The following is a 24,482-nucleotide window of genomic DNA, read 5'->3' on the forward strand; positions in this document are numbered from 1 at the left end:
CGGCCGCGTGAGAGGACGACTCCTCGTCCGCGGGGAGTCCGGCATGCGCTCTGCGCCCCCGTGGCGGCGTCACAGGGCCCCCTCGCCGACTCGCTGGGCCGTCGCGGAGGCGAGGCGTTCCCTGGCCGTCGGGGAGAGCGCGACGAAGGCCGAGGTGAGGAAGAGGTAGGAACCCAGCCCGACGATCAGGGGGAAGAGGAACGCGGTAGCCCCGGAGCCTGACAGCACGTCCGCCGAGGGCCGGACCCGGACCTGCACGGCGAGCATCCCGGTGTAGTGCATGCTGCTGACCGCCGCGCCCATCACCAGGGAGGCGCCGGCGACGACCACGGGCCGGTGGATGGTGAGCGCGGCCCAGAGGGCGGCGGTCGCGGCGGCCCAGGCGATGACGACGGAAAGGGCCACGAGCCACGGTTCGTAGGACACCGCGCCGTGCAGCCGTACGGCGGCCATGCCCAGGTAGTGCATGCTGGCCACGCCGACACCCGTGGTGAGGCCGCCGATCACGAGGGCCCGGAAGCGGCCGTCGCCGTAGCCGACGGCGAAGACGCCGAGGCCGACGACCACCATGGCGACGGCGAGGCTGAGGACGGTCAGGGGGACGCTGTAGCGGATCTCGGTGCCGCTGACGCGGAAGCCGAGCATGGCGACGAAGTGCATCGTCCAGATGCCGGTGCCGAGCGCGCTCGCGGCGGTGATCAGCCAGTTGCGCCGGGAGCGGCCGGTCGCTGCCAGGGCCCGTACGGTACAGCGCAGTCCGAGCGCCGCGCCGACGCACGCCATGGCGTACGAGAGCAGCGGGGTCAGCCAGCCGAAGGCGGCGTGGTCGATGTGTCCCATGGCCCCGGGACGCTAGTGCGAGGGTGCTCGCACGCTCGGGCCATGACGGAACCCTGCCTTATTTGACAACGTGCTTTACGGATACCGTTCCCCGGCGATCGCGTGCAGCACGAACCTGCACAAAGGAGTCGGGTTTCAGCCACTGCGCGGCGCGTACATGATGATCCCGACGCCCACCAGGCAGACCAGGGCGCCCGCCACGTCATAGCGGTCGGGCCGGAAGCCGTCCGCCACCATCCCCCACGCGAGCGAGCCCGCGATGAACACCCCGCCGTAGGCGGCCAGGATGCGGCCGAACTCGGCGTCCGGCTGCAGGGTGGCGACGCACCCGTACAGGCCCAGGGCGATGACCCCGGCCCCGATCCACGCCCATCCCCGGTGCTCGCGCAGACCCTGCCAGACCAACCATGCGCCGCCGATCTCCAGCAGCGCGGCGAGCAGGAACAAGCAGACGGAACGGAACGGGATCATGCGACCATGATGCCCCGCGTCCCGCGCGCCCCGGGGCGTGCCCCGAACCGGAGGTGGACCGTCGTGCACACCGACCCCGCGCAGATCCGCGCGTTCTTCGCCGCCCGCGCCGCCGACTGGGAGACCCGCTACCCCGACGACGCCCCCGCCTACCGGGCCGGTGTGGCCGAACTGGGCCTGCGGGAGGGCCAGGCGGTCCTCGACGCGGGCTGCGGCACCGGCCGGGCACTGCCCTTCCTGCGCGCGGCCGTGGGGGTGTCCGGCACGGTCGTCGGCGCCGACCTGACGCCTGAGATGCTCGCCGCCGCGGCGGGCGCGGGACGCCGGGAACACGGCGCCCTGCTGCTGGCCGACTGCGCCTGGCTGCCGCTGCGCGACGCCACCCTGGACGCCGTCTTCGCCGCGGGACTGATCGGGCACCTGCCGGACCCGCGGGCCTGTCTGCGCGAGCTGGCCCGGGTCACCCGGCCCGGCGGCCGGCTGGCCCTCTTCCACCCGATCGGCCGGGCGGCGCTGGCCGCCCGGCAGGGCCGTGAACTCACACCGGACGACCTGCGTGCCGAGCCCAACCTGGGGCCTTTGCTGGAGTCCTCGGGATGGACCATGACCTCCTACACGGACACCGACGAACGGTTCCTGGCAATGGCGTCGGCAAAGGCGTAGCCCGTGTTCGAACGTGAGGCCGTGAACGGCGCCCGGCACCCTCGCGCCGGACGCCCCGGCCGCCTCCGGCGCCGCCCTGGGCGGCGCGGGCGGTAGCCTGCGGACGTCCGACCGAGGAGAAGCGCGAGGCCGCCCCGTGACCCGAGAGCTCTACAACGTCCGGCTGGTGCCCCGCGAGGGGGACCCGACCCCGCTGACGGACGAGGAGGAGCAGCGCGCGCGGGCCACTCTCTTCAACGACCTCGGCCGCGCCGTCTCCGACCGCGGCTGGGTGCGCTTCCCCGCGTACTCGCCCGAGGAACGGCGACGGCTGGTCGACGTGGCCCGCCGACTGGGCGCGTACTGGGGCACGGAGGTCGGCGTGGAGGCCGAGGACCACTGCTCCATGCGGCTGTTCCTCCCCGGGTACGGCCCGCGGGAGACCGCGGTCACGCCCGCCGTGGAGGGCCGTAACTGACGGCCCGCGCCGGTCCGGGACCCGGAGCCCGGGCTCCGGGTCCCGGACCCGGTGAGGTCGGCCGACCCCTCAGCCTTCCGGGAGCCCGAGCAGCGACCGGGCGACCGCCCGCGGCGGGACCCCGCGTTCCTGGGCGAGCACCACGACAGCACGCCGGGCGAGTTCACTGATCCCGAACATCAGCGCCTCCGGGGTGACCCGCGCCGAGGCGGCCTCGAGGGCCTGCTCGTCCCCCTCCACGGAGGCCGCGACATGGGCGGCGGCCGCCTCGAAGAGGTTGCGCTCCCGGGATGCCCGGCGTGCGGGCTCCGCACCGGGCGGCGGGGCCTTCACGGACCTTACCGGCGGCCGCGCCGCGGTGAACCTCCGGAGCCAGGTGGCCATCCGCATCACCCCTCTCACCCAGGGGCGTTCCCGCCCGCGGGCAGCCGGAACCCCGGCAGGTCCGGGTCGCCGCTGTCGGCGGTGAGCACGAGGGGGGCGCCGGGGACGCCGGGCTCCCAGCCGACGGCGAGCGCGTGCTCGACGAGCAGGCGGACGTCGCGCGGCGTCGGGTGGGCGGTGTCGGTGGCGCAGTGTCCCCACGGACCGGGCTCCGAGGCCGACACCAGATCGGCGAAGAGGGCGCGGCCGCCCGGAGCCGCCACATCCGTCACGCGGACGGAGACGACACGGCGGCAGGTGCCGTCGGGCTGGTCGGCGTGCCCGATGCGGGCGGTCCACAGGAACTCGCGCCCGTCGAAACGGAGGCGGCGGCGCCGTTTCCTCATCGCCGGCCGCCGTGGTGGGCACGGGAGTTGACCATGACGTCAGCGTAGGGGCCGCGGATCCGGCCGCCGAACGGTTTTCCACAGGGCGCGCCCCGGTCTCGACGCGGGTGTTACCGGGTGGTTAGGGTGCGCCCACCACTCGGAAATCACTGGAGGGGGGATGCCCGTGTCCGCGACGGACGACGAAGCGCTGTTCGTGCTCACGGCGGCGATGCTGACGCCCGCGCAGTTCCCGGGCGTCCTGGCCGACGACTATCCGGCGGCGTGCGCGGAGCTCGGGCTGGATCCGGTGGACGACGGCTACGGCCTCGTCTTCGGCCAGGACGGGACGGGCGCCCGGTGGACGGTGGCGATCAGCGACACGGCGCTGGTGGCCTGTGCCCTCGCCGCGTGGGACTGCGGGCTGGAGTACGACCTGTCCCCCGACGAGCGCTCCGTCGTCGCCGCGCTGCCCGGCTGGCCGCTGCCGGTCGCGGTGGCGGCGCCCGGTGTCCCCGATCCGCACGATCCGCCGGAGACGGAGGGCGGCCCGCCGCTCTCGCCGCCCGACACCACGACGTGGGGGCCGGCGCAGCGGCGCCTGGGCGCCGACGAGATAGCCCTCCGGTGGCGGATCTGGCGGGAACAGCTGGAGGCCGGGGGCGAGTCGGAGGCCTCGGACGAAGCCGACGGCTCTGGCGGCGCGGACGCGCTCCCGGAAACCGGCGCGCCGGACGGAGCGGATCAGGAGTCCACGGCCCCGAAGTCCACGGCCCCGGAGCCCGCCAACCAGGAGACCGCCGGCCAAAAGACCGCCGACCAGGAGCCCGCCGGCCAAAAGACCGCCGAGAAGAAGCCCGAGGAGCCGTCCGGGGAGGAGACCGGGGCGAACGGCATCCACCCCGGGGTGCGGCGCGCGCTGCAGGCCGCCCGGGAGTATCTGCGTACGCCCCCGCCGCCCGGCCGCATACGCTCGACCGCCGCCGGCGAGGGCGTCCGCACCCTGCGCGTGGACGGCGAGGACTGGAGCCTGGTGGCCCGCACCGACGACATCGCCTTTGTGCTGCTCGACGAGGAGCCCGGCGAGGTGCTGCCGGTCGGCCGCGGTCCCGAGCTCCCCGGCCTGCTGGAGGCCCTGGAGAAACTGGCCGTACGGCCGGCCTGAGCGCGCGCCGAGCGCGGTTCAGGCGCCGTTGCCGTCCGCGCGGACCTTGTCGTCGACCTTGCGCGCGGCGACCAGGACCGGGTCCCACACCGGCGAGAACGGCGGGGCGTAGCCGAGGTCGAGCGCGGTCATCTGCTCGACGGTCATACCCGCGGTGAGCGCCACGGCGCCGATGTCCACGCGCTTGCCCGCACCCTCGCGGCCGACGATCTGCAGCCCGAGCAGCCGCCCGGTCCGCCGCTCGGCGATGGCCTTGACCGTCATCGGGGCGGCGCCGGGGTAGTAGCCGGCCCTGCTGGTGGACTCGATGACCGCGGTGACGTACTGCAGCCCGGCGGCCCGGGCCTGGGACTCCTTCAGCCCCGTGCGGGCGATCTCCAGGTCGCAGACCTTGCTGACGGCCGTGCCCACCACGCCCGGGAAGGTGGCGTAACCGCCGCCGATGTTGGTGCCGATGACCCGGCCCTGCTTGTTGGCGTGGGTGCCCAGCGGGATGTGCTGCATGCCGCCGGAGACCAGGTTGAGGACCTCCACGCAGTCCCCGCCCGCCCAGATCGCCTCCTCGCCGCGCACCCGCATCGCGCGGTCGGTGAGCAGCCCGCCGTGCGCGCCGATCGGCAGCCCCGCGTCGCGGGCGAGTCCGGTGTTGGGCGAGACACCGAGACCGAGCACGACGACGTCCGCCGGGTACTCCCCCACGTCGGTGGCCACGGCGCGGACCCGGCCGTCCGCCCCGGTGAGCACCTCGCGCACCGGGGCTCCGGTGACGACGGTGATGCCGAGGCACTCCATGGCCTCCCGCACGAGCCGCCCCATGTCCGGGTCGAGGGTCGCCATGGGCTGCTCGGAGCGTTCCACCAGGGTGACCCTCAGCCCGTGCCGCAGCAGGGCCTCCGCCATCTCCACGCCGATGTAGCCGCCGCCGACCACGACGGCGTCCCTCAGGGGCCTCCTGTCGAGGGCCTCGATGATGTCCTCGCCGTCGTCGAGGATCTGCACGCCGTACACGCCGTCCGAGTCGATCCCGGGGATCGGGGGCCGCTTGGGCACGGCGCCGGTGGCGATGACGAGCTGGTCGTACCCCGTCCACTCCTCCGCCCCGAGGACGTCCCGGGTGCGCACCCGCCCGCGGTCCCGGTCGATCTCGACGACCTCGGTGCCGAGCCGCACGTCGATGTCGCGGGCACGGTGCTTCTCGGGCGTGCGGGCGATCAGCTTGTCGGGGCCGGTGGCGTCCCCGGCGATCCAGTACGGGATCCCGCACGCCGAGTACGAGGTGCGGCGCCCGCGTTCGAAGGCGACGACCTCCAGTTCGTCGGGCCCCTTCCTCCTGCGCGCCTGCGACGCCGCCGACATCCCCGCGGCGTCCCCACCGATGACCACCAGCCGTTCCCTCATGTCCCGCAGCGTATGCGCCGCCCCGGTGTCCCGCGCGATCACCCCGTTGCCGCAGACTGGGCGCCATGGACCTGCAGATCACCGCGACCTCCCCGGACCATCCGGCGACCCTCCTCGACCTGCCGTGGAACGTGCCGCTGGAGGAGTGGCCCGAGGAGCACCTGGTGTCCCTGCCCCGCGGCATCTCGCGGCACGTCGTCCGCTTCGCCCTGGCCGGCGACGAGGTCGTGGCGGTCAAGGAGGTCGGCGAGTGGGCGGCCGTCCGCGAGTACGGGCTGCTGCGCGACCTGGACCGCATGGGCATACCCGCGGTCGACGCCCTCGCCGTCGTCACCGGCCGCACCGACGACCGCGGCGAGCCGCTGGAGCCGGTGCTGATCACCCGCCACCTGGGCGGCTCGCAGCCGTACCGCTCGATGTTCGAGACGACGATGCGCCCGGGCACGGTCAACCGGCTCCTGGACGCGCTCGCCGTGCTGCTGGTCCGGCTGCACCTGGCGGGCTTCGCCTGGGGCGACTGCTCGCTGTCGAACACCCTCTTCCGGCGGGACGCGGGCGCCTACGCCGCGTACCTGGTGGACGCCGAGACCGGGCAGATCCAGCCGGCCCTCTCGCGCGGCCAGCGGGAGTACGACATCGAGGTGGCCCGGGTGAACATCGCGGGCGAGCTGATGGACCTGGAGGCGGGCGGTTCGCTGCACCCGTCGGTGGATCCGGTCACCTTCGGGCAGGCCATCGCGGACCGCTACGAGGAGCTGTGGCACGAGCTCACCCGCGAGTCGGTGTACCCGGTGGCCAAGCGGCACTACATCGACCGGCGCATCCGGCGGCTGAACGACCTCGGCTTCGACGTCGCGGAGATGCAGATCCAGAAGTCGCCCGACGGCGACGACGTCACCTTCCTGCCCAAGGTCGTGGACGCCGGGCACCACCAGCGCCAACTGCTCCGCCTCACCGGCCTGGACGCCGAGGAGAACCAGGCCCGCAGCCTCCTCAACGACCTCGAGACGTGGATGGCCTCCCAGGAGGACTACGCCCCCGGCGACCCGCTGGGCGCCCGTCCCGAGGTGCTGGCCCACCGGTGGGTGCGCGACATCTTCCGGCCGACGGTCCGCGCCGTGCCGCGCGAGCTGCGCGGCTCGCTTGACACCGCGCAGATCTACCACGAGCTGCTGGAGCACCGCTGGCTGATGTCGGAGCGGGCGCAGGGTGACGTGGGCCTGGACGCGGCGGTCGAGGACTACATCCACAACGTGCTCCTGGCGTCGCCGCAGGGGCCCGCCGTTCCCCTGCCGCCGGACTAGGACCAGGCCGTAGTCTCGACGGGTGACCGACCGGAGTTCGCTGAGGGGCGTCTTCGACGAGGACGCCGAGCTGTACGACCGGGTCCGCCCGGGGTATCCCGGCGTGCTCTTCGACGACCTGGCCGCGGTGGCGGGCCTCGGTCCCGGCGCGCGTGTGCTGGAGATCGGCTGCGGGACGGGGCAGGCCACCGTGCCGCTCGCGGAGCGCGGCTTCCGGGTCACGGCGGTCGAGCTGGGGCCGTCGATGGCGGCGGTCGCCCGGCGCAGGCTGGCCGGGTTCCCCGGGACCGAGGTGGTCGTCTCCGCCTTCGAGGACTGGCCGCTCCCGGACGAGCCGTTCGACGCCGTCGTCTCGGCCACGGCGTTCCACTGGGTCGACCCCGCCGTGGCGGTCGTCAAGGCCGCCGACGCGCTGCGTCCCGGCGGGGTGCTGGCCGTCGTCGCCACCCACCACGTGGACGGCGGCTCCCGGGCCTTCTTCGCGGACGTGCAGGAGTGCTACGAGCGCTTCGACCCGGCGACGCCGCCCGGCCTGCGGCTCCGCGCCGCGGCCCTCGTCCCCGCCGACAGCGAGGAGACGGACCGCTCCGGGCGCTTCGGGCCGGCCGTCTTCCACCGCTACGAGCGCGAACTGCCGTACACCACGGCCGAGTACCTCAACCTGCTGCTCAGCTACTCCAACCACCGCGCCCTTCCGGCCGCGCGGCGGGAAGGGCTGCTGGCCTGCATCCGGGCGCTGGCCGACGGCCGATACGGCGGCCGCGTCGTCAAGCGGTACCTGACGGAACTGCGGATCACCCGGCGTCTGTGACCGGCAGGGCCGGGACGACACGGGTCAGGTCCGAGTGCCCCCGGGGCCGCGCGTCGCGGAGATCGTGAGGCGTACGTAGTCCACGACGGGCTCCGGCAGGCGCCCGGCCACGGCGCGGACGAAGGCCTCGTGCTCCTCGGCGGGGAGGCGTTCCAACTGCCCGCCGAGGACGACGACGGCCAGGTAGGAGAGCAGTTGCGAGCCCGGTTCGAGGCGGGCGGGGTCGGGCGCGAGGGCGACCTCGACGTCGGTGAACCCGGCCTCCCGCAGGCGCCGTTCGGTCTCCTGGACGCCCGCGAAGTTCCAGACGGCGGGCTGCGGGCCGAGGACCTCGTCGACGGCGGTGGAGACGCCGGCGATGTTGCCGCGCCCGCCGCATTCGGCGACGAGGCGTCCGCCGGGGCGCAGGACGCGTGCGACGCCGCGGAAGAGCGCGGCGTGGTCGGGGAGCCAGTGGAAGGTGGCGACGCTGGTGACGGCGTCCACCGTGCCCGTCACAGGGAGCGGACCGGTGATGTCGGCGTGCACGACCTCGACGCGGTCCAGACGCCCGGCGAGGCGCTCGCGGAGCCGCTCCAGCATGCGCAGCGAGCCGTCGACGGCGACGACCCGGCCGTGCGGGAGCAGGCCGAGCAGCGCCTCCGAGTCACGTCCGGTGCCGCAGCCGAGGTCGAGCACCCGCTCGTCACCGCGCGGGGCGAGGCGGTCCAGGGTCCTGCGGCCCCACTGCGCGTGGGGCAGCGGCAGGCTGTCGTACGTGGTGGCGTCCCATTCCCGCGTCATGGCCGCCACGCTAGTCACGGCTGTCCGTCAAGTGATACCCATATCTCACATAGTGGTCAGCGAGAGACACACAGACGGCAGCGGAGGAACGCGCATGACGGCGATCGAGGTACGGCCCGTGGGATGGGTGACCGGTGGCCGCGTACCGGTCGAGGACGACGCCTGGGGCGGCGTCGAGGCGGTGATCCGGCTGGACGGGGAGCGGTTCGGGCCCGAGGCGCTGTACGGCCTGGACACCTTCTCCCACCTGGAGGTCGTCTTCCACTTCGACCGGGTCCCCGAGGAGCGGGTGGAGACCGGCGCGCGCCATCCGCGCGGGAACACCGGGTGGCCGCTGATCGGCATCTTCGCCCAGCGCGGCAAGAACCGGCCCAATCGCCTGGGTGTGTCGCGTTGCAAGATCTTGCGCGTCGACGGGCTGAATGTCCACGTCGCGGGGCTCGACGCCGTGGACGGGACGCCGGTACTCGACCTCAAGCCGTGGATGGCCGAGTTCGGACCGCTGGACACGGCGTTCCAGCCCGCGTGGGCCACCGAGTTGATGCGCGACTACTACTGAGCGTCCGCGTGCGGGACCCCTTTACCGCCCTGTCATGTCTCAGTAATCTCATGAAGATTCTTGCAGTAACTTGCAGGAAACCAACGGCTGTTCCTTTCGTGGCGCGCGGGAGGGCCTGCCTCACCCGCACCGGCCGCCGCCCCCGGCGGCCCCTGCCCGAGGAGCCCCCGTATGACCCCACCCGCGCGCTCCGGACGCCATCGAGCGCTGCGCACCGTGCTGTTGCTCGTCGGCGGCCTGCTGCTCGGCCTGCTGCCGACGGGCCTGTCCTTCGCCGCCACGTCGGCGACGGTCTACTACCGTCCCGCCTCCGCCTGGACCACCGTCAACCTGCACTACGCGCCCACCGGGGGTGCCTGGACCACCGTGCCGGGCGTCACCATGGAGGCGGCCTGCGCCGGCTGGTACTCCAGGACCGTCGACCTGGGCGGCGCCGGCGGGCTCTCCGCCGCCTTCACCAACGGCAGCGGCGCCTGGGACAACAACGGCGGCGGCGACTACCGGCTCGGCACCGGCACCAGCGCCGTCTCCTCCGGCGCGGTGACCACGGTCGACCCGTGTGCCGGCGCCGCACCGACCAGCGCCACCGTCTACTACGCGACCGCCAACCGCGACTGGCCGTCCTACCATCTCCACTGGGCCCCCGCCGGCGGCTCCTGGACCACCCCGCCCGGTACGCGGATGACCGCGGCCTGCACGGGATGGGTCAAACTGACCGTCGACCTGGGCACCGCGACGTCCTGGCAGGCCACCTTCACCAACGGCAGCGGCACCTGGGACAACAACGGCGGCGGCAACTACCGGCTCGGCACCGGCACGATCACGGTGAAGGACGGCGCCGTCGCCCACAGCGAACCGTGCGACGGCACCGGGGAGCCGGCCGGTCACGGCGCCACCGTCTACTACGCCACGGACACCGTGGGCTGGGCCGCGTACAACCTGCACTGGGCACCGGCCGGCGGCGCCTGGACGGCCGTCCCCGGCGTCGCCATGGAGGCCGCCTGCGCCGGCTGGGTGCGCAGGACCGTCGACCTGGGCACCGCGACCTCCTGGCAGGCCGCGTTCAACAACGGCAACGGCACCTGGGACAACAACAACGGCGGCAACTACCAGCTCACCGAGGGCGTCAGCACGGTCAGGAACAGGGTCGTGACCCGGGACGCCGACGACCCGTGCGCCGAGTCCGAGCCGGACACGACGGCACCCACCGCCCCCACCGGGCTGACCGCGAAGGCGACCGGCACGTCGGTCGTGGTCGGCTGGACCGCCGCCACCGACGACACCGCCGTCACCGGCTACGAGGTCACCCGCACCGGCGGCACCAAGGGCACGTCGATCGCGCACGTCGGCTCGACCGTGACGAGCCAGACCGGCCTGGAGGAACGCACGGCCTACACCTACACGGTCAGGGCGCTCGACGCGGCCGGCAATGTGTCGGCCGCCTCCGCCCCCGCCACGGTCACCACCGGCGAGGCCCCGCGCACCACCCCCGGCGAACCGCTGGGCGGCGACCCGCGCAAGGACCCGATCTACTTCGTCCTCACCGCCCGCTTCCACGACGGCGACGCCTCGAACAACCGCGGCGGCAGCCAGCACGTGAAGTCCGGCAACGCCGCGGGCGGCGACCCCATGTTCCGCGGCGACTTCAAGGGGCTGGTCGACAAGCTCGACTACGTCAAGGGCCTCGGCTTCTCCGCGATCTGGATCACGCCCGTCGTCCTCAACCGCTCGGACTACGACTACCACGGCTACCACGGCTGGGACTTCTACCGGGTCGACCCCCGCCTGGAGTCGGCCGGCGCCTCCTACCAGGACCTGATCAACGCCGCGCACGCCAAGGGCATCAAGGTCTACCAGGACGTCGTCTACAACCACAGCTCGCGCTGGGGCGCCAAGGGCCTGTTCACGCCCACCGTGTACGGCGTGCGGGACTCCCAGTGGAGCTGGTACTACGACGGGAGGCAGGACGGCTTCGAGTACGACGGCCTGACGGTCGAGCCGGTCTCCGGCAAGTCGTACTACAACGGCGACCTGTGGTCGACCGCCGAGCCGTCCGGCAACACCTGCGTCAACTGGGGCGTCCCCACCGGCGGCAGGAGCCCCGAGGGCTACACCCTCTACAACTGCCAGTGGCCGAGCCCGACCTCGGGCATGTTCCCCTCGAAGTACTACCACCGGTGCTGGATCGGCAACTGGGAGGGCGAGGACTCCCGCAGCTGCTGGCTGCACGAGGACCTGGCCGACTTCAACACCGAGAACGCGCAGGTGCAGAACTACCTCATCGGCGCCTACGACAAATACATCGGAATGGGTGTGGACGGCTTCCGGATCGACACCGCCGTGCACATCCCGCGCGTCACCTGGAACCGCCGCTTCCTGCCCGCCATATACGACGCCGTCACGACGCGGTTCGGCGCGCAGAAGGCGAAGGACTTCTTCGTCTTCGGGGAGGTCGCGGCCTTCGTCAACGACAAGTGGAACCGCGGCTCGGTCAACCACTCGGCGCAGTTCTACACCTGGAAGGAGCGCAGGACCTACAGCGACGACGACGCCACCGCCGCGCTGGAGCAGTACACCTACGAGGAGCAGCTGGGCACCGGCAACCAGCCGGTCTCCGACAACGCCTTCCTGAACGGCAACAGCTACCACACCCCGGACCGGAGCCGGTTCTCCGGGATGAACATCATCGACATGCGGATGCACATGAACTTCGGCTCCGCGTCGAACGCCTTCAACAACGGCAAGGACTCCGACGACAGCACCAATGACGCGACCTACAACGTCGTCTACGTCGACAGCCACGACTACGGACCCAACAAGTCGTCCTTCCGCTACGCCGAGGGCACCGACGCGTGGGCCGAGAACATGTCGCTGATGTGGACCTTCCGCGGCATCCCGACGCTCTACTACGGATCGGAGATCGAGTTCCAGAAGGGCAAGCAGATCGACTGCGGCCCGAGCTGCCCGCTGGCGTCCACGGGGCGCGCCTACTACGGGACGCACCTGGAGGGCGAGGTCACCGCCTCCGGCTTCGGCAGCGTGAGCTCCGCGTCCGGACAGGTGGCCACGACCCTCGCGCAGCCGCTGGTCAAGCACGTGCAGCGGCTCAACCAGATCCGGCGGGCGGTTCCGGCGCTGCAGACGGGCCAGTACTCCACCGCCGGGGTCGCCGGCGAGATGGCCTTCAAACGCCGCTACACCGACGCCGTCACCGGCGTGGACAGCTTCGCGCTGGTCACGGTGAGCGGCGGCGCCACGTTCAGCGGGATCCCCAACGGCACGTACAAGGACGCGGTCACCGGCGCGGTGAGGACCGTGACCGGCGGAAGCCTGTCGGTCGACGCGCCCGGCAAGGGCAACCTGCGCGTGTACGTCCTCGACCTGGGCGGCGGCAACGCCGCGCCGGGCAAGGTCGGCTCGGACGGGCCCTACCTGAGGTGACGCACCGGATCCGCCGCCGCGGTCCTCCCCGCGGCGGCGGATCCGGGGCACGGGGACGCCCCGGGACACCCGGGGCAGCGGGGCATCCGGGTGAGGTCCGACGTCCGCCCGGCGTGTCCTCTCCCCGCGTTCCGGTCATATGAGCTGATGTTCATTTCATGGGTTCACACCGTGCGGCCAAACACGCGCGCCGCCGCGCGGCCGGACGTCCGAGCCGCACCACGCGCGTCTGGGCCACGGCCGCAGCGACGGCCGGCGTCGTCGCCGTGGCCGCCCTCGGGGTGCACAGCGCGATCATCCACACCGACCCGCCCGCCGTCCACGCCCGCCCCGCGCCGAGCCCGCAGCTCATGCCCTTCCCCGACCTGGCCGCCCGGGCCAGGCTGCAGCGCGTACCGCTCTACCCGGCCCACGAACCCGCCATCGTCCCGCGCAAGAGCTGGGGGGCCGACGAGTCGCTGCGCACCGAGCCCCCGCACTACAGCACCACGGTCAAGGCCGTCTTCCTGCACCACACCGACAGCGGCAACGACTACCGGTGCAAGGACGTGCCGCAGATCATCCAGGACATCTACTCCGGCCACATCCAGAGCCGGCACTGGGACGACGTCGCCTACAACTTCTTCGTCGACAAGTGCGGCACGATCTACGAGGGGCGCGCCGGCGGCTCCGACCGCCCCGTCACCGGGGCGCACTCGATCGGTTTCAACAAGGACACCATGGGCATCGCCGCGATCGGCACCTACGACGCGAAGGGCAGCGTCCCGCAGGCGATGGCCGAGTCGATCGCCCGGATCGCCGCCTGGAAGCTCGGGCTGTCCGACATCGATCCCCGGGGCGAGGTCGGCCTGGTCTCCAGCAGCAGCAAGAGCCGTTTCAAGAAGGGCCAGCGGGCGGAATTCCACGTCATCGCGGGTCACCGCGACGCCTATATGACCGACTGTCCCGGCAAGGAGCTGTACGCCAAGCTCCCGGAGATCCGCACCGAGGCCGCCCGGCTGCAGGGCCGCCCCCCGCTGCACACCGCGAAGAGCAAGGGCTGACCGGCCCCTCCCGTGTCAGCGGGGGGCGAGCGCCAGCAGCGCGACGTCGTCGCCCACCGCGCCCGCGTACCGGCGCAGGTCCTCCCAGACCGCGTCGACGACCGCCTCCGGGGAGGGGTCGGCGCCCTCCGCCAGCCGGGCGGCGAGGCGTTCGGCGAGCGGGTAGAAGGTGCCAGAGGCGTCGCGCGCCTCGGTGACACCGTCGGTGTACGCGAGGATCACGTCCCCCGGGAGCAGCGCCACCACCGACGGCAGGGCCGGCTCCTGTCCGGGCAGGCCGGCGCCGAGCGGCGGACCGGGATCGCACTCCAGCTCCCGCACCTCGCGGTCGCGCAGCAGCAGCGCGGGCGGGTGCCCCTGGCAGACCAGCCGCACCCGTGACCCGTCGTCGGGGAACTCCAGTAGCAACGCGGTGGCGAACAACTCGTCGTTCCCGGCGGCGTCCAGGGAGAGCCGCCGTTCGAGGCGCCCCGCCACGCCGCGCAGCTCCCGCTCGTCGAGCACCCCCTCGCGGAAGGCGCCGAGCAGCGCCGCGACCGTGCCGACCGCGGCGAGGCCGTGCCCCTGGACGTCGGCGACCAGCGCCCGTACGCCGTGGGGCCCGGGCCGCACGTCGTACAGGTCGCCGCCCACCAGGGTGCCGCGCTGCGCGGCCCGGTACAGGGCGGCGCAGCGCACCCGCCCCACGGTGCCGGGCACCGGGGCGAGGACGGCGAGCTGCGCCGCCTCGGCCACCTTCCGGGCCAGCACCAGGCGCCCCCGGAAGCGCTGCTGCAGCGCGGCGATGACCACGCTCAGAGCGCCGATGAGGACGACGGCGCCGAGTTCGGCGCCCACCAGCGTCCCCGAACCCACGACGGGGAGTTCCATGACGACCACGACGGCGACGGCCGTGACCGCGGTGCCCGCCACGCCGTAGGTGAGCGCGGCCAGCGGGGCCACCGCCGCGTAGTAGGCGCCGAGCTCGACATCGCCGGGCGTGACGCCCTGGGCCAGGATCAGCGCGGCGAGGAGGACGACCGGGAGCAGGCGCAGCCAGCGCGGCGGTGCGCCGATCCGCAGTGTGCCGTCCCCGGCCGGAGCCGTGCCCATGCAGGCACCGTAACCGCGGGCGGCGCGGGCCGCGCGTCTCAGCCGGTGGGCGCGGCCGCGGCCCCGACGAGCTCCGGGTGGTGCCTGCGGGCGACCTCGGGGTGGGCGCGCAGCCATCCCTTGAGCTCGTTGCGGCCGTACTCGGCGAAGAGCGGGTTGGCCGGGTCCCGGGTGGCGCCGGGCGCGCGGTGGGCGTACTCGAACGGGAGCGGGTCGACGCGTGCGTCGAGGCGCGGGTTGTAGAAGAAGGGCACGGAGTAGCGCTCGCGGGCGCCGGCCGGGCTGACCACGCGGTGGTTGGTGGCCTTGAGGTAGCCGTCCGTGGCGACCTCCAGCAGCTCGCCCAGGTTGACGACGAAGGCGCCGGGCAGCGGCGGCACGTCGTGGAAGCGGCCGTCGGAGCGCTCCACCTGCAGGCCGCCGACCTCGTCCTGGAGCAGCAGCGTGAGGAAGCCGTAGTCCTTGTGCGCGCCGACCCCCTGGCCGTCGCCGGTGGGTGCGGTGCCCGGGTAGCGGACGAGCTTGAGGTGCAGGTGCGGCTCGTCGGCGAAGGCCGCGTCGTAGAAGTCCTCGGGGGCGCCGATGGCGGCGAGCAGTTCGTGCAGCAGCCGGTGGGCGACGCGGCTGAGCCGGTCGATCCAGGCCAGGGAGAGCTCGCGGAGCTCGGGCAGGGCTCCCGGCCACTGGTTGGGGCCCTCCAGCCACCAGTACGCGGGCTCGCCCGCGGCCGGGACGTGCTGTGGGCGCTCGGCGCCGATGTCGAGCTGGTCGCGCCAGTCCCGGCTGCCGCCGGTGCGCTCCTCGCCGGTGCGGGTGTAGCCCCGGAAGTGAGGGGAGTTGAGGTTGCCGATGGCGAGCCGGTCGGCCTCGGGCAGGGCGAAGAACGCGCGGATCGCCCGCATCAGGGCGGCGGTCTCGTCGGCGGTCACGCCGTGGCCGGTGAGCTGGAAGAAGCCGACCTCGTGGGCGGCGGAGTGCAGTTCGCGGTGGAGCCGGGCACGGGCCTCGGGGCCGCGGTCCGCCGCGGAGAGGTCGATCACGGGGAGCTGGAGCGTCATGGTGTGTTGTCCGCAGGGTGAGGACCCGGCACGCCGGTGATGACCGGACGCCGCGCGGCGGGGGCCCTGGTGGGGCGGCGTCGCGGGGCCGAGTGGGAGGAGGGGGCGGGGTGGGATCAGCCGCTGCGGCGACAGGACATGCTCGTGACGCGGACGAAGTCCACATGACGGCGGCGCACGAGCAAGAGCATGGGCCAAGAGTACTGCGCAGCGTCATCCTCGTCGGTGACGCATGTCACGCGGCCCCATGAGCCGGCCGCCACGGGCGTGGGGCGACGCCATGGTCGCTCCGGGGACGGACGGGCCACGATGTGGCGGCAGCCATCCCCGACGTGCAAATGGAGGCTCCCCATGCGCCCCTGGAGAGGCGTCCCCCTGCTCGCCGCCGCAGTGCTCGCGCTCGGCGCGGCCGCGGTCCCCGCCGGTGCGGAGGCGGCCTCGGGTACGGCAGGGCACTGCGCCCGGCTGGACCGGGTCACCGTGCCCGGTGCCGAGCACCAGCAGAAGGCCTGCCTGCCCGACATGACGACCACCGCGCTGGCGGGCACCGCGTACACCGACACCGCCGACCAGGCGGGTCTGGCGGCGGCCGGCACCACCCGCCCGTCCGGTGTGCCGGGAGTGCAGGTCGACGGCTACTTCCCCGACACCTCGGGCTTCAACACCACGCACGGCTGGCGGCACGACGCCCAGTTCGTGCTGCGGCTGCCGGACCGCTGGAACGGCGGCCTGATCGTCACGGGCGCGCCCGGCACCCGCAAGCAGTACTCGCTCGACGTCCTGATCTCCGACTGGGCGATCGCCCGGGGCTACGCCTTCGCCTCCACCGACAAGGGCAACAGCGGGCCGGACTTCTACACCGACGGCCGCCGCCCCGGCGACGCGATGGCCGAGTGGAACCGGCGCACGACCCAGCTCACGGTGGCCGCGAAGGCGGCGGTGGCCTCGCGCTACGGCCGCGCGCCGCACCGTACGTACATGACCGGCATCTCCAACGGGGGCTACCTCACCCGCTGGCAGCTGGAGCACCACCCGGCGCTCTACGACGGCGGCGTGGACTGGGAGGGCACGCTATGGACGGCGGACGGCCCCAACCTGCTGACCTCGCTGCCGGTCACCGTGGCCCGCGCCCAGGGCCGGGCCGGCGACGCGGACCTGCTGGCGGCGGGCTTCGCGCCGGGCTCGGAGTTCCTGTGGGCCTACCACCAGCAGGCCTACTGGGGCCTGACGCAGAAGGTGTACCGCGCGTTGTTCGACCCCTCGTACGACCCCGCCTGTCCGGGCGCGAGCGCGGGTACGACCGTGCCGGAGATCCTGGCGCCCTGCGCGTCGGACGCCGACTACGACTACGCGGCGCGCCCGGCCGCCGTGCACCGGGCCGTCGGCCGGGTGTCGCTCACCGGACGCATCGGCAAGCCGATGATCACCCTGCACGGCACCCTGGACACGCTGCTGCCGATCGCGACCGACTCGGACGTCTACGCCCGCATGATCGACTCCGCGGGCCGGGGCGGGCTGCACCGCTACTACACGATCGAGGGCGGCAACCACGTCGACGGCCTCTACGACACCTACCCGGACCGGCTGCGCCCGATCCTGCCCTGCTACCGGGCCGCGTTCGACGCACTGACCTCATGGGTGGAGCGGGGCCGTACGCCGCCCGCCGACCGCACGGTACCCCGGCCGGCCGGCGGCGACGTGGTCGACTCCTGCGCGCTGAACTGAGCTCAGACCCGCTCGAGCGGACGGTGCGGCCCCTCGGGGAACTCGACGGCGATCGGGTCCCCGGGCCGCACCTCCCCGCCGTGCAGCACCACGCCCATGATCCCGCCCTTGCGGACGACCGCGCCCTGCTCGTCCCGGCCGACGACCTGCTTGAGCAGGCCCTGCCGGAAGCCGTCGATCTGCAGGCAGGGGTTGCGCAGCCCGGTCACCTCGACGACGGCCTGATCACCGAGCCGCAGCCGTGTCCCGACGGGCAGGCCCAGCAGGTCGATGCCGCGCGTGGTGACGTTCTCGCCGAGCTCGCCCGGGGCGACCTCGAAGCCGGCCGTGAGCAACTCGTCGTGGAGTTCGCCGTGGATCAGGTGGACCTGGCGCAGGTTGGGCTGCGTCGGGTCCTGGGCCACCCGCGACCGGTGCTGCACCGTCACCCCGAGGTGGGCGTCGCCCTCCACGCCGAGCCCCGCCAGCAGGCGGATCCTGTCGCGGACGGGCTTGCTGAAGTGGTGTCCCTCGTCGCGGCTGACGGCGGTCACGGTCGCGGTCATGCTCCCCCTCGGTCGGTCGAACGCCCGGTCATTCTAACGAAGGGATTCCTTGAACTTTCAACGATAGCCGCGTAATCTCAGACCATGCCTGTTCGCCGTTTGAACCACGCCGTGCTCTACATCCGTGACGTCGCGCGCTCCGTCGAGTTCTACACCGCCGTGTTCGGCTTCAAGGTCGACGCGGAGATCCCCGGCCGCGCCGCCTTCCTGAGCGCCGAGGACACCCTCAACGACCACGACCTCGGACTGTTCGCCATCGGCCCCGACGCCCCCGGCCCCGAACAGGGCCGCGTCGGGCTCTACCACCTGGCCTGGGAGGTCGGCACACTCCGTGAACTGGCCGACACCGCCCGGCTGCTCACCGAACGCGACGCGCTCGTCGGCTCCAGCGACCACCTCGTGTCGAAGTCGCTGTACGCCAAGGACCCGGACGGCAACGAGTTCGAGGTCATGTGGCGCGTCCCCCGCGAGGACTGGCCCGAGGAGCAGGGAGTCACCCGCCCCCTCCCCCTCGACCTGCAGGCATCACTCGACCGCTGGGGTCCCGACCTCACCACCGGTGCGGCCGCGGGCTCCGTCACCTGAGGGACGACCTCGCCCCGCGCGCCGTCACTTGCCGATCTGGCGCCTGCCGGACCGGCGCAGCCTGCGCCGCTGGGAAGGGTCCAGGGTGAGGTAGGCGGCCACGGGGACGCCCACGATGATCAGCAGCGCCAGCCACGCCGGCAGCACCCACAACAGGATCAGGCCGACGGCCACGCCGCCGACGGCGACCTTCGCGCGATTGGACATCTTCCCGCCTCCGTCTGCGGCACGTGCCGCACTCACTGGGGTAAACGCGGCATCACACGCGACGGTTCCCCCGTACGGCGCGCCCTGCCCGACACCGGGCAGGGCGCGACCGCCCGGGTCTCACTCGTGGTGGCGTTCGGTCAGTTCCCTGGGTTCCTGCGGGGGCGCGTCCGGCGCCGTCGCGCACTCGGGGGTGTTCTCCGGACGGTCGGCGGCGGCCGGCCGTTCGCGGTGACGGGCCGCCTCGGCGCGCACGAGCGCGCCCAGGGCCGCGTAGATGTCCACGGGCATGGCGGGGTCCTCCTGCGGGGTTCTTCCTGACGGGTGTGGGGCTGCGCTGCGGCGGGCCGCACATGCGGCGGCCGCAGGGCCCCGTCAGCAGCGCAGGACGAGGTGCAGGTGGTCCGGTCTGCCCGCGGGGGCGACGTGCCGGGCCGGGCCGTGGAGCGCGGCGCCGACGGGGTCCGGGGGGCAGGTGTCGTGGACGGCGTCCGCCGCGTGCCCCTGGACGGTTCCGGCCCGCTGCTGGGGACCGGCCTGCGGGGCGGTCCGCCGCCCGACGCTCGCCGGGAGGTTGTGCGTCTGCTTGCCCCGGTCGTCCGTGGCGGCGGCGACGGACGCCGTCGGCTCCGGCGACTGCAGGGCCACGACCCCCGGTGCGCACAACGCGTGGAGCAGGCACACCAGCGCCGCGAAAAGCCCGACCGCGGCCCCTGCCGGGACCCGACGGGAACGTCCCGCTGCGGCATGCGGCATGCGCTGCTCCTCCGGATGCGTACCCCCCACTCTTAACCGGCGGTGCGCCGGAACCCCGTGGGTCACTGGGCTGATCGACTCACGCGTTCACCCGGGGGGCGCAATGTGGGGGGCTGCGGGTGCGTCATGGTTTCGCGCGGGCGGTCCCTTGCGGCGCGTTGTCGGGTGCGGGTGCGTTGCGCCTGCGGCGGGCTGTTTCCCCGCCCGCCCTCCCGATTGCCCGGCGCGGTCAGTGCGGGCCTGCGCTCCGTCTGTATGTGGGTCGGGGCCGCGCCGGCGCACGTCCTCAACGCTCGCGGTTTACGTCCACATCATTCGGCGCCCGGGTCCGCCGCTCGTCGTTTCCGGGCGCACCCCGCCACACCCCCTCCGGTCGTATGGGCGCATGACGGCCGGAGGGGGGTATAGAGCGGTCCGGGGTTACCGCACGCGCCTCACCGAACGCCCACACCATCCGGCTCGATGCCGGTGAGTCGGCCGCGCTACCGGTGCGCGCACCTTCGATCGGCCTGCAGCCGGGGGACCCCCTGGTGAGGGCAGCTTCCAACGGTGCGCGGAGGGACGCACCCCATCACCCCCCACCGGCCGTTGGTCGCTCATCGATACGGAGGGGGCGGGGTCGTAGGGGTGGGCGTTCTGGACGCTGACGTGTATTTGTTGTGCGGCACAGACGGTCACGACAAGTACCGCCCGCCATGCACATAAATATGCGGTACAGAATGCCCACCCCGGAGGCCCCGACCCCGGCCCACCACGAACCGCGCGAGGCCCGCACCAATCGCGCCGGGCAATCGGGAGGGAGGGCGGGGACAGCCCGCCGCAGGCGCACACAACCCGCACACAACAACCGGGCAGCCCGGCGCAGCCGCCCGCAGGCGCAAACGACCCGCACACAACAACGGGCCGCAAGGGGCACCCCTCGACACTACGGCGGCGCGCCGGGCGGTCCCCTCGGCCGCCCCGAACACCGCACCCGGTACGATCAGGGACGGCGCGCCGCCCGGAACCTCGCGGACGTGCCCCCGCCCCCCGTGTGCCCGACCGGGACGGGGCGGCGGCCGGGTCGCCGCCGGGAACCGCCACAGCGGAGACGGGGCGCTCGGCACCACCCCCCGGCTCAGGCCCCCCGGTACCGGGTGAACGCGGGGAACGCCGCCGCGAGGCCCAGCATCACGACCACCACGAGCACACCGCCCACGGCGACCGCGCCGCGCGTCCCGAACGCGGAGCCGGCCGTGCCGTGCAGGAGGTCGGCCAGCCGGGGACCGCCCGCGACCACCACGGTGAAGACACCCTGCATGCGCCCGCGCATGTCGTCCGTCGCGACGGACTGCAGGATGGCGCTGCGGAACACCATCGAGACCATGTCCGCGAATCCGGCCAGCGCCAGGAATCCCGCGGCCCACCACAGGCTGCCGCTGAGCCCGAGTCCGGTGATCGCCGCGCCCCAGCCGCAGACCGCGATGACGACCATCAGGCCGTGGCGCTTCGCGCGGGAGAAGGTGCCGGAGAACAGTCCCCCGGCGACGGCGCCGATCGGGATGGCCGCGTACAGCAGGCCGAGTGCGAAGCCCTCGTTCCAGGAGGCGTAGGTGGTGTCGGCGAGTTGCGGGAACAGGGCGCGCGGCATGCCGAAGACCATGGCGACGATGTCGGCGAGGAAGGACAGCAGCAGGATGCGCTGCGCGGTGATGTAGCGGAAGCCGGCGCCGACCTCGCGCCAGCCGCCGCGCCGGGCGACGGGCGAGCCGTTCGCCTCCAGGGGCGGCAGCGCGGGCAGTCGCCACACCGCCCACACGGTCGCGGTGAGGGCGATCGCGTCGATGAGGTAGAGGTCGGCCAGGCCGATGACGGGTATGAGGACGCCGGCGAGGAGCGGGCCGACGATCAGGCCGGTCTGCATGACGGTCGAGCCGAGCGCGATGGCTGCGGGCAGTTCCTCCGCCGGCACCAGACGGGCGATGGCGGCGCTGCGCGCGGGGGCGTTCATGCCGGCCGCCGCCTGCTGGGCGGCGAGCAGCACCATGAGCAACCAGACGGAGTGCGCTCCCGCGAAGGCCTGTACCCAGAAGAGCAGCGAGGTGACGGCGATGGCGATGTTCGTGAGCAGCATCAGCTTGCGCCGGTCCACGCTGTCGGCGACGGCCCCGCCCCACAGGGCGAACACCACCAGCGGGACCAGCCCGGCGAGGCTGGAGTAGCCGACCCACGCGGACGAGCCGGTGATGTCGTAGATCTGCTTGGGTACGGCGACGGCGGTGAGCTGGCTGCCCACGGCGGTCACCGTGGTGGAGCTCCACAGGCGGCGGTAGGCGGGGTGGCGCAGTGGGCGGGTGTCCATGAGCCAGCGTCCGCGGCGGGCGCTGCGGTCCTCTGCGGCTGTGCCGGCCGCTGTGACGCGGTCCGCGGTGGGTTCGTCGGCGGGGGCGTCCTCGGCGGTCTTCTTGCTGCTGTCCACGGGTGCTGTTGCTTCCTCGTACAACTATCGCTGACCCGCTGACACTACCCGCCCGCCCTCACCTGGCGTGAGGGCGGACGGGCAGGGCCGGGGTCAGCGCCCCGTGGGGACCGTGGTCGCGGTGCGGCGCGGGGCCGGCGGGACGTCCGCGACGCGCTGTGCGGCGGGCGCGTGCGGGGCCGCCGCGGCCAGGCCGCGCGCTCCGCCGACGAGCGGCAGCAGGGCACGCGAGCGGGCCAGGTCGAGGGTGACGGTGGGGGTGGTGTCGGGGGGCTCGACCATTCCCCCGTCGGTGCCGGCGACGATCAGCGCGAGCCGGTGCCCGGCCGGGACGACGTGGTCGGTGGCGGCCAGGGTGACGGTGGCGGTGTACGCCCGGCCCGGGACGAGCGGACGCCCCTGCCACGCGGAGGCGGCGTGCCCGAGGTCGGCCCAGCCGCGGCTCACCACGGTGTGGGTGACGTCGGCCGCGTCGGTGGCGGTGTCGCGGAAGCAGGCGCTGTCGCCTTCCGTGCTCTCGCCCCAGCATGAGCGCGTGGCCAGGTCGACGATGCCCTCCTTGGCACCCAGGAAGTCCCGGACTGTGTCCGGGCCGAGGTCGACCAGGACCGCCGAGAGGTGTGCGCTGGTGGTCGAGGAGGACGCGGTGACGGTGACCGTTCCGCTGCCGGAAAGCCTCAGGTCGCGCTTGAGGGTGCCGGTGGTGAAGACGGCCCTGGAGTCGCTCGGGGTGTCCGCCCCGGCGGCCCAGTCCTCCTCCCACTCCTGCGGCGTGTCGGTGAAGGCCGCCGTGCTGCCGGGCACGGCGGGGGCGGTGCTCAGGCCGCCCTGGCCGGGGACGGCGCCGGGGCGCAGGTTCAGCCGGGTGGGTTCGGTGCCGGCGGGCGGCCAGGAGCGGTCGGTCGTCCACCGGTCGGGGGCGCGTTCGACGTCGGCACCGGGCTCGCGCTCCACGCCGTTGCGAACGCCGAGCAGGTAGTGGTCGAACCAGCGGTGCAGGGCGGACACCCATGCGTCGCGCCGGAAGTCGAAGGGGTCGACGTGGCCGGTCTGCGACAGCCACACCTTGCGTTCCACGCCGTGCGCGGCCAGCGCGCTCCACCACTGGCCGAAGTGCTTGGTGCGGACGTTGAGGTCCTGCATGCCGTGGACGGCGAAGACGCTGGCGCGGACCTTCCCGGCGTCCTTGGTGTAGTCGCGTTCGCTCCAGAACCTGGTCCAGTCGCCGCTGCGGGGTGCCCCGTCTACGATGCGCTGCTGCACGGCGCCGCAGCGGGCGCGGGCGGCCGGGCTCTCGACGTAGTCCGACAGCCAGTCGGGGCCGGAGCCGTAGAGGGCGGCACCCTGCTGGAAGTAGTAGTCGTACCAGGAGCTGATGGCGCTGATCGGCACGATGGTGCGCAGGCCGCGCACCCCGGTCGCGGCGACGCCGTTGGCGATCGTCCCGTCCCAGCTCTTGCCGATCATGCCGACGTCGCCGGTGGACCAGCGGGCGCTCGCGGGCCGGGAGCCGGTGCGGGAGGTCCAGCCCTTGGCCCGGCCGTTCAGCCAGTCGATCACGGCCTTGGCGGAGCCGATGTCGGAGGGGCCGCCGACGTCCACGCAGCCGTCGGAGCGGTTGGTGCCGGCCAGGTCGACCAGGACGACTGCGTAGCCGCGCGGGACGAAGTAGTTGTCGTAGTACAACGGGGCCTGGACCATGCGGCCCTGGTCGTCGTAGGTCTTCAACTGGCCCTCGTTGCCGCGTCCGCAGCAGGAGTAGTAGGGGCTCGCGTCCATGATCACCGGGACCTTGCGGCCGGCGGCCGCGGGCTCGCGGGGCCGCACGATGTCGGCGGCGACCCGGTCGGTGCGGCCGTCGCCGTCGTCGTCGCGGCCCGTCTCGACCCAGACGGCCTCGCGGACGGCGTCGGCGTAGGAGTAGTCCGGCCGGCTCAGCCCGTGCCGGACGGTCCCGGCGGCGGAGGCGGCCTGCACGGTGGCCACGGGGAGGAGGACGGCGGCGAGGGCGGCGATCACGGTCGCCACCAGGGAGGTCGTTCGTATGCGGATGCGGTCGGTACGGGGGCGGGTGGTGCGCATGGGTGAAGGCACCCGCGGAAGCTAGCCGCGGTCCCGCCCGAGGGGCCAGAGCGATACCGGACAACTTGCGTGGCCGCGCGGGCACTTGTGGCGCTGCGCGACACAGGGCCGGCGCGCCGGGTTCACGCGTTCGGCTCAGCCCGGCGGTCCCCCGCACACGATCTGTGATGACCTGGTTACGCAGCCGGAGGACGGGGGCGACGGCGTGACCGCTCCCTGCCGGGGCGCGGCGCCCGGACCCGTCCCCGCGGCCGCTCACCGATGCCGACCGGCCCCGCGTCTCCCAACGG

At 73.5% G+C, this 24,482-nt stretch carries 24 protein-coding genes; 10 read left to right on the plus strand and 14 right to left on the minus strand.

Annotation, left to right across the window (positions count from 1 at the left end; genetic code table 11):
* Window positions 1-69 precede the first annotated feature (69 nt).
* Both CHF15_RS10635 and CHF15_RS10640 read right to left on the minus strand, forming a co-directional pair.
* Window positions 70-840, minus strand: a complete 771-nt coding sequence (locus CHF15_RS10635; RefSeq protein WP_089223427.1) for an MHYT domain-containing protein — start codon at window positions 838-840, stop codon at window positions 70-72.
* A 135-nt stretch (window positions 841-975) separates the two neighbouring features.
* Window positions 976-1,311, minus strand: a complete 336-nt coding sequence (locus CHF15_RS10640) for a YnfA family protein (RefSeq protein ID WP_018562301.1) — start codon at window positions 1,309-1,311, stop codon at window positions 976-978.
* A gap of 6 nt (window positions 1,312-1,317) precedes the next feature.
* Between CHF15_RS10640 and CHF15_RS10645 the strand changes: the two genes are divergently transcribed.
* Window positions 1,318-1,974 (plus strand): class I SAM-dependent methyltransferase, encoded by a 657-nt coding sequence (locus tag CHF15_RS10645; RefSeq protein WP_245938760.1) that lies wholly within the window; start codon window positions 1,318-1,320, stop codon window positions 1,972-1,974.
* A gap of 136 nt (window positions 1,975-2,110) precedes the next feature.
* Window positions 2,111-2,431: a hypothetical protein gene (locus CHF15_RS10650; protein WP_089223428.1), complete on the plus strand. Its 321-nt coding sequence runs from the start codon at window positions 2,111-2,113 to the stop codon at window positions 2,429-2,431.
* Between the two features lie 69 nt (window positions 2,432-2,500).
* Here CHF15_RS10650 and CHF15_RS10655 read toward each other — a convergent pair whose 3' ends face one another.
* On the minus strand, window positions 2,501-2,815 hold the full coding sequence (locus CHF15_RS10655; protein WP_375815237.1) for a hypothetical protein: 315 nt from the start codon (window positions 2,813-2,815) through the stop codon (window positions 2,501-2,503).
* A gap of 14 nt (window positions 2,816-2,829) precedes the next feature.
* On the minus strand, window positions 2,830-3,201 hold the full coding sequence (locus CHF15_RS10660) for a hypothetical protein (RefSeq protein WP_089223430.1): 372 nt from the start codon (window positions 3,199-3,201) through the stop codon (window positions 2,830-2,832).
* 160 nt (window positions 3,202-3,361) lie between these two features.
* Here CHF15_RS10660 and CHF15_RS10665 point away from each other — a divergent pair, with 160 nt between their 5' ends.
* The gene (locus tag CHF15_RS10665; RefSeq protein WP_089223431.1) at window positions 3,362-4,345 is read left to right on the plus strand and encodes a prolipoprotein diacylglyceryl transferase; all 984 of its coding nucleotides are present in this window, start codon (window positions 3,362-3,364) and stop codon (window positions 4,343-4,345) included.
* Between the two features lie 18 nt (window positions 4,346-4,363).
* On the opposite strand, the gene CHF15_RS10670 is transcribed toward CHF15_RS10665, so the two are convergent.
* The gene (locus tag CHF15_RS10670; RefSeq protein ID WP_089223580.1) at window positions 4,364-5,743 is read right to left on the minus strand and encodes an FAD-dependent oxidoreductase; all 1,380 of its coding nucleotides are present in this window, start codon (window positions 5,741-5,743) and stop codon (window positions 4,364-4,366) included.
* A gap of 65 nt (window positions 5,744-5,808) precedes the next feature.
* Here CHF15_RS10670 and CHF15_RS10675 point away from each other — a divergent pair, with 65 nt between their 5' ends.
* Together CHF15_RS10675 and CHF15_RS10680 are read left to right on the plus strand one after the other, a co-directional pair.
* On the plus strand, window positions 5,809-7,047 hold the full coding sequence (locus CHF15_RS10675) for a DUF4032 domain-containing protein (protein WP_089223432.1): 1,239 nt from the start codon (window positions 5,809-5,811) through the stop codon (window positions 7,045-7,047).
* 22 nt (window positions 7,048-7,069) lie between these two features.
* On the plus strand, window positions 7,070-7,858 hold the full coding sequence (locus CHF15_RS10680) for a class I SAM-dependent methyltransferase (protein WP_089223433.1): 789 nt from the start codon (window positions 7,070-7,072) through the stop codon (window positions 7,856-7,858).
* A gap of 24 nt (window positions 7,859-7,882) precedes the next feature.
* On the opposite strand, the gene CHF15_RS10685 is transcribed toward CHF15_RS10680, so the two are convergent.
* On the minus strand, window positions 7,883-8,641 hold the full coding sequence (locus CHF15_RS10685) for a class I SAM-dependent methyltransferase (protein ID WP_089223581.1): 759 nt from the start codon (window positions 8,639-8,641) through the stop codon (window positions 7,883-7,885).
* A 94-nt stretch (window positions 8,642-8,735) separates the two neighbouring features.
* Between CHF15_RS10685 and CHF15_RS10690 the strand changes: the two genes are divergently transcribed.
* From CHF15_RS10690 to CHF15_RS10700, 3 genes are all read left to right on the plus strand, one after another.
* Complete coding sequence (locus CHF15_RS10690; RefSeq protein WP_089223434.1) at window positions 8,736-9,200, plus strand: SAM-dependent methyltransferase; 465 nt, start codon at window positions 8,736-8,738, stop codon at window positions 9,198-9,200.
* Window positions 9,201-9,371: 171 nt separating this feature from the next.
* Window positions 9,372-12,641, plus strand: a complete 3,270-nt coding sequence (locus tag CHF15_RS10695; protein WP_107418543.1) for a carbohydrate binding domain-containing protein — start codon at window positions 9,372-9,374, stop codon at window positions 12,639-12,641.
* A gap of 158 nt (window positions 12,642-12,799) precedes the next feature.
* On the plus strand, window positions 12,800-13,684 hold the full coding sequence (locus tag CHF15_RS10700) for a peptidoglycan recognition protein family protein (RefSeq protein ID WP_089223435.1): 885 nt from the start codon (window positions 12,800-12,802) through the stop codon (window positions 13,682-13,684).
* A gap of 15 nt (window positions 13,685-13,699) precedes the next feature.
* On the opposite strand, the gene CHF15_RS10705 is transcribed toward CHF15_RS10700, so the two are convergent.
* A complete protein-coding gene (locus CHF15_RS10705; RefSeq protein ID WP_089223436.1) occupies window positions 13,700-14,776 on the minus strand; it encodes a PP2C family protein-serine/threonine phosphatase in 1,077 nt (358 codons plus the stop codon).
* 38 nt (window positions 14,777-14,814) lie between these two features.
* Window positions 14,815-15,834 carry an isopenicillin N synthase family dioxygenase gene (locus CHF15_RS10710; RefSeq protein ID WP_089223437.1) on the minus strand — a complete coding sequence of 340 codons (1,020 nt, stop codon included), beginning with the start codon at window positions 15,832-15,834 and terminating at the stop codon, window positions 14,815-14,817.
* Between the two features lie 351 nt (window positions 15,835-16,185).
* On the opposite strand from CHF15_RS10710, the gene CHF15_RS10715 reads away from it, so the two are divergent.
* Window positions 16,186-17,559, plus strand: a complete 1,374-nt coding sequence (locus CHF15_RS10715; RefSeq protein WP_089223438.1) for a tannase/feruloyl esterase family alpha/beta hydrolase — start codon at window positions 16,186-16,188, stop codon at window positions 17,557-17,559.
* Window positions 17,560-17,561: 2 nt separating this feature from the next.
* On the opposite strand, the gene CHF15_RS10720 is transcribed toward CHF15_RS10715, so the two are convergent.
* Complete coding sequence (locus tag CHF15_RS10720) at window positions 17,562-18,104, minus strand: MOSC domain-containing protein (protein WP_179279726.1); 543 nt, start codon at window positions 18,102-18,104, stop codon at window positions 17,562-17,564.
* A gap of 84 nt (window positions 18,105-18,188) precedes the next feature.
* On the opposite strand from CHF15_RS10720, the gene CHF15_RS10725 reads away from it, so the two are divergent.
* Window positions 18,189-18,689, plus strand: coding sequence for a VOC family protein (locus tag CHF15_RS10725; protein ID WP_089223439.1), 501 nt, complete (start codon window positions 18,189-18,191; stop codon window positions 18,687-18,689).
* Window positions 18,690-18,713: 24 nt separating this feature from the next.
* Here CHF15_RS10725 and CHF15_RS10730 read toward each other — a convergent pair whose 3' ends face one another.
* From CHF15_RS10730 to CHF15_RS10745, 5 genes are all read right to left on the minus strand, one after another.
* Entirely contained in the window at window positions 18,714-18,896 is a 183-nt protein-coding gene (locus tag CHF15_RS10730) for a hypothetical protein (protein WP_089223440.1), read from the minus strand.
* Window positions 18,897-19,016: 120 nt separating this feature from the next.
* Window positions 19,017-19,187 (minus strand): hypothetical protein, encoded by a 171-nt coding sequence (locus CHF15_RS44815; RefSeq protein ID WP_179279727.1) that lies wholly within the window; start codon window positions 19,185-19,187, stop codon window positions 19,017-19,019.
* A gap of 84 nt (window positions 19,188-19,271) precedes the next feature.
* Window positions 19,272-19,652, minus strand: a complete 381-nt coding sequence (locus tag CHF15_RS10735; protein ID WP_143681549.1) for a hypothetical protein — start codon at window positions 19,650-19,652, stop codon at window positions 19,272-19,274.
* 1,117 nt (window positions 19,653-20,769) lie between these two features.
* Window positions 20,770-22,110 (minus strand): MFS transporter, encoded by a 1,341-nt coding sequence (locus tag CHF15_RS10740; RefSeq protein ID WP_089223442.1) that lies wholly within the window; start codon window positions 22,108-22,110, stop codon window positions 20,770-20,772.
* Window positions 22,111-22,203: 93 nt separating this feature from the next.
* Complete coding sequence (locus CHF15_RS10745; RefSeq protein ID WP_089223443.1) at window positions 22,204-24,192, minus strand: Xaa-Pro dipeptidyl-peptidase; 1,989 nt, start codon at window positions 24,190-24,192, stop codon at window positions 22,204-22,206.
* Window positions 24,193-24,482: the final 290 nt, after the last annotated feature.

The organism is Actinacidiphila glaucinigra (assembly GCF_900188405.1).
In the GTDB taxonomy this organism is placed as follows: domain Bacteria; phylum Actinomycetota; class Actinomycetes; order Streptomycetales; family Streptomycetaceae; genus Actinacidiphila; species Actinacidiphila glaucinigra.

Excerpts from the sequence above, each read along its gene's own strand:
- CHF15_RS10635 (WP_089223427.1), bottom strand. The coding sequence starts at position 840 with ATGGGACACATCGACCACGCCGCCTTCGGCTGGCTGACCCCGCTGCTC.
- CHF15_RS10640 (WP_018562301.1), bottom strand. The coding sequence starts at position 1,311 with ATGATCCCGTTCCGTTCCGTCTGCTTGTTCCTGCTCGCCGCGCTGCTG.
- CHF15_RS10645 (WP_245938760.1), top strand. The coding sequence starts at position 1,318 with ATGATGCCCCGCGTCCCGCGCGCCCCGGGGCGTGCCCCGAACCGGAGG.
- CHF15_RS10655 (WP_375815237.1), bottom strand. The coding sequence starts at position 2,815 with ATGGCCACCTGGCTCCGGAGGTTCACCGCGGCGCGGCCGCCGGTAAGG.
- CHF15_RS10660 (WP_089223430.1), bottom strand. The coding sequence starts at position 3,201 with ATGAGGAAACGGCGCCGCCGCCTCCGTTTCGACGGGCGCGAGTTCCTG.
- CHF15_RS10665 (WP_089223431.1), top strand. The coding sequence starts at position 3,362 with ATGCCCGTGTCCGCGACGGACGACGAAGCGCTGTTCGTGCTCACGGCG.
- CHF15_RS10670 (WP_089223580.1), bottom strand. The coding sequence starts at position 5,743 with ATGAGGGAACGGCTGGTGGTCATCGGTGGGGACGCCGCGGGGATGTCG.
- CHF15_RS10675 (WP_089223432.1), top strand. The coding sequence starts at position 5,809 with ATGGACCTGCAGATCACCGCGACCTCCCCGGACCATCCGGCGACCCTC.
- CHF15_RS10685 (WP_089223581.1), bottom strand. The coding sequence starts at position 8,641 with ATGACGCGGGAATGGGACGCCACCACGTACGACAGCCTGCCGCTGCCC.
- CHF15_RS10690 (WP_089223434.1), top strand. The coding sequence starts at position 8,736 with ATGACGGCGATCGAGGTACGGCCCGTGGGATGGGTGACCGGTGGCCGC.
- CHF15_RS10695 (WP_107418543.1), top strand. The coding sequence starts at position 9,372 with ATGACCCCACCCGCGCGCTCCGGACGCCATCGAGCGCTGCGCACCGTG.
- CHF15_RS10700 (WP_089223435.1), top strand. The coding sequence starts at position 12,800 with ATGGGTTCACACCGTGCGGCCAAACACGCGCGCCGCCGCGCGGCCGGA.
- CHF15_RS10705 (WP_089223436.1), bottom strand. The coding sequence starts at position 14,776 with ATGGGCACGGCTCCGGCCGGGGACGGCACACTGCGGATCGGCGCACCG.
- CHF15_RS10710 (WP_089223437.1), bottom strand. The coding sequence starts at position 15,834 with ATGACGCTCCAGCTCCCCGTGATCGACCTCTCCGCGGCGGACCGCGGC.
- CHF15_RS10715 (WP_089223438.1), top strand. The coding sequence starts at position 16,186 with ATGCGCCCCTGGAGAGGCGTCCCCCTGCTCGCCGCCGCAGTGCTCGCG.
- CHF15_RS10720 (WP_179279726.1), bottom strand. The coding sequence starts at position 18,104 with ATGACCGCGACCGTGACCGCCGTCAGCCGCGACGAGGGACACCACTTC.
- CHF15_RS10725 (WP_089223439.1), top strand. The coding sequence starts at position 18,189 with ATGCCTGTTCGCCGTTTGAACCACGCCGTGCTCTACATCCGTGACGTC.
- CHF15_RS10730 (WP_089223440.1), bottom strand. The coding sequence starts at position 18,896 with ATGTCCAATCGCGCGAAGGTCGCCGTCGGCGGCGTGGCCGTCGGCCTG.
- CHF15_RS44815 (WP_179279727.1), bottom strand. The coding sequence starts at position 19,187 with ATGCCCGTGGACATCTACGCGGCCCTGGGCGCGCTCGTGCGCGCCGAG.
- CHF15_RS10735 (WP_143681549.1), bottom strand. The coding sequence starts at position 19,652 with ATGCCGCATGCCGCAGCGGGACGTTCCCGTCGGGTCCCGGCAGGGGCC.
- CHF15_RS10745 (WP_089223443.1), bottom strand. The coding sequence starts at position 24,192 with ATGCGCACCACCCGCCCCCGTACCGACCGCATCCGCATACGAACGACC.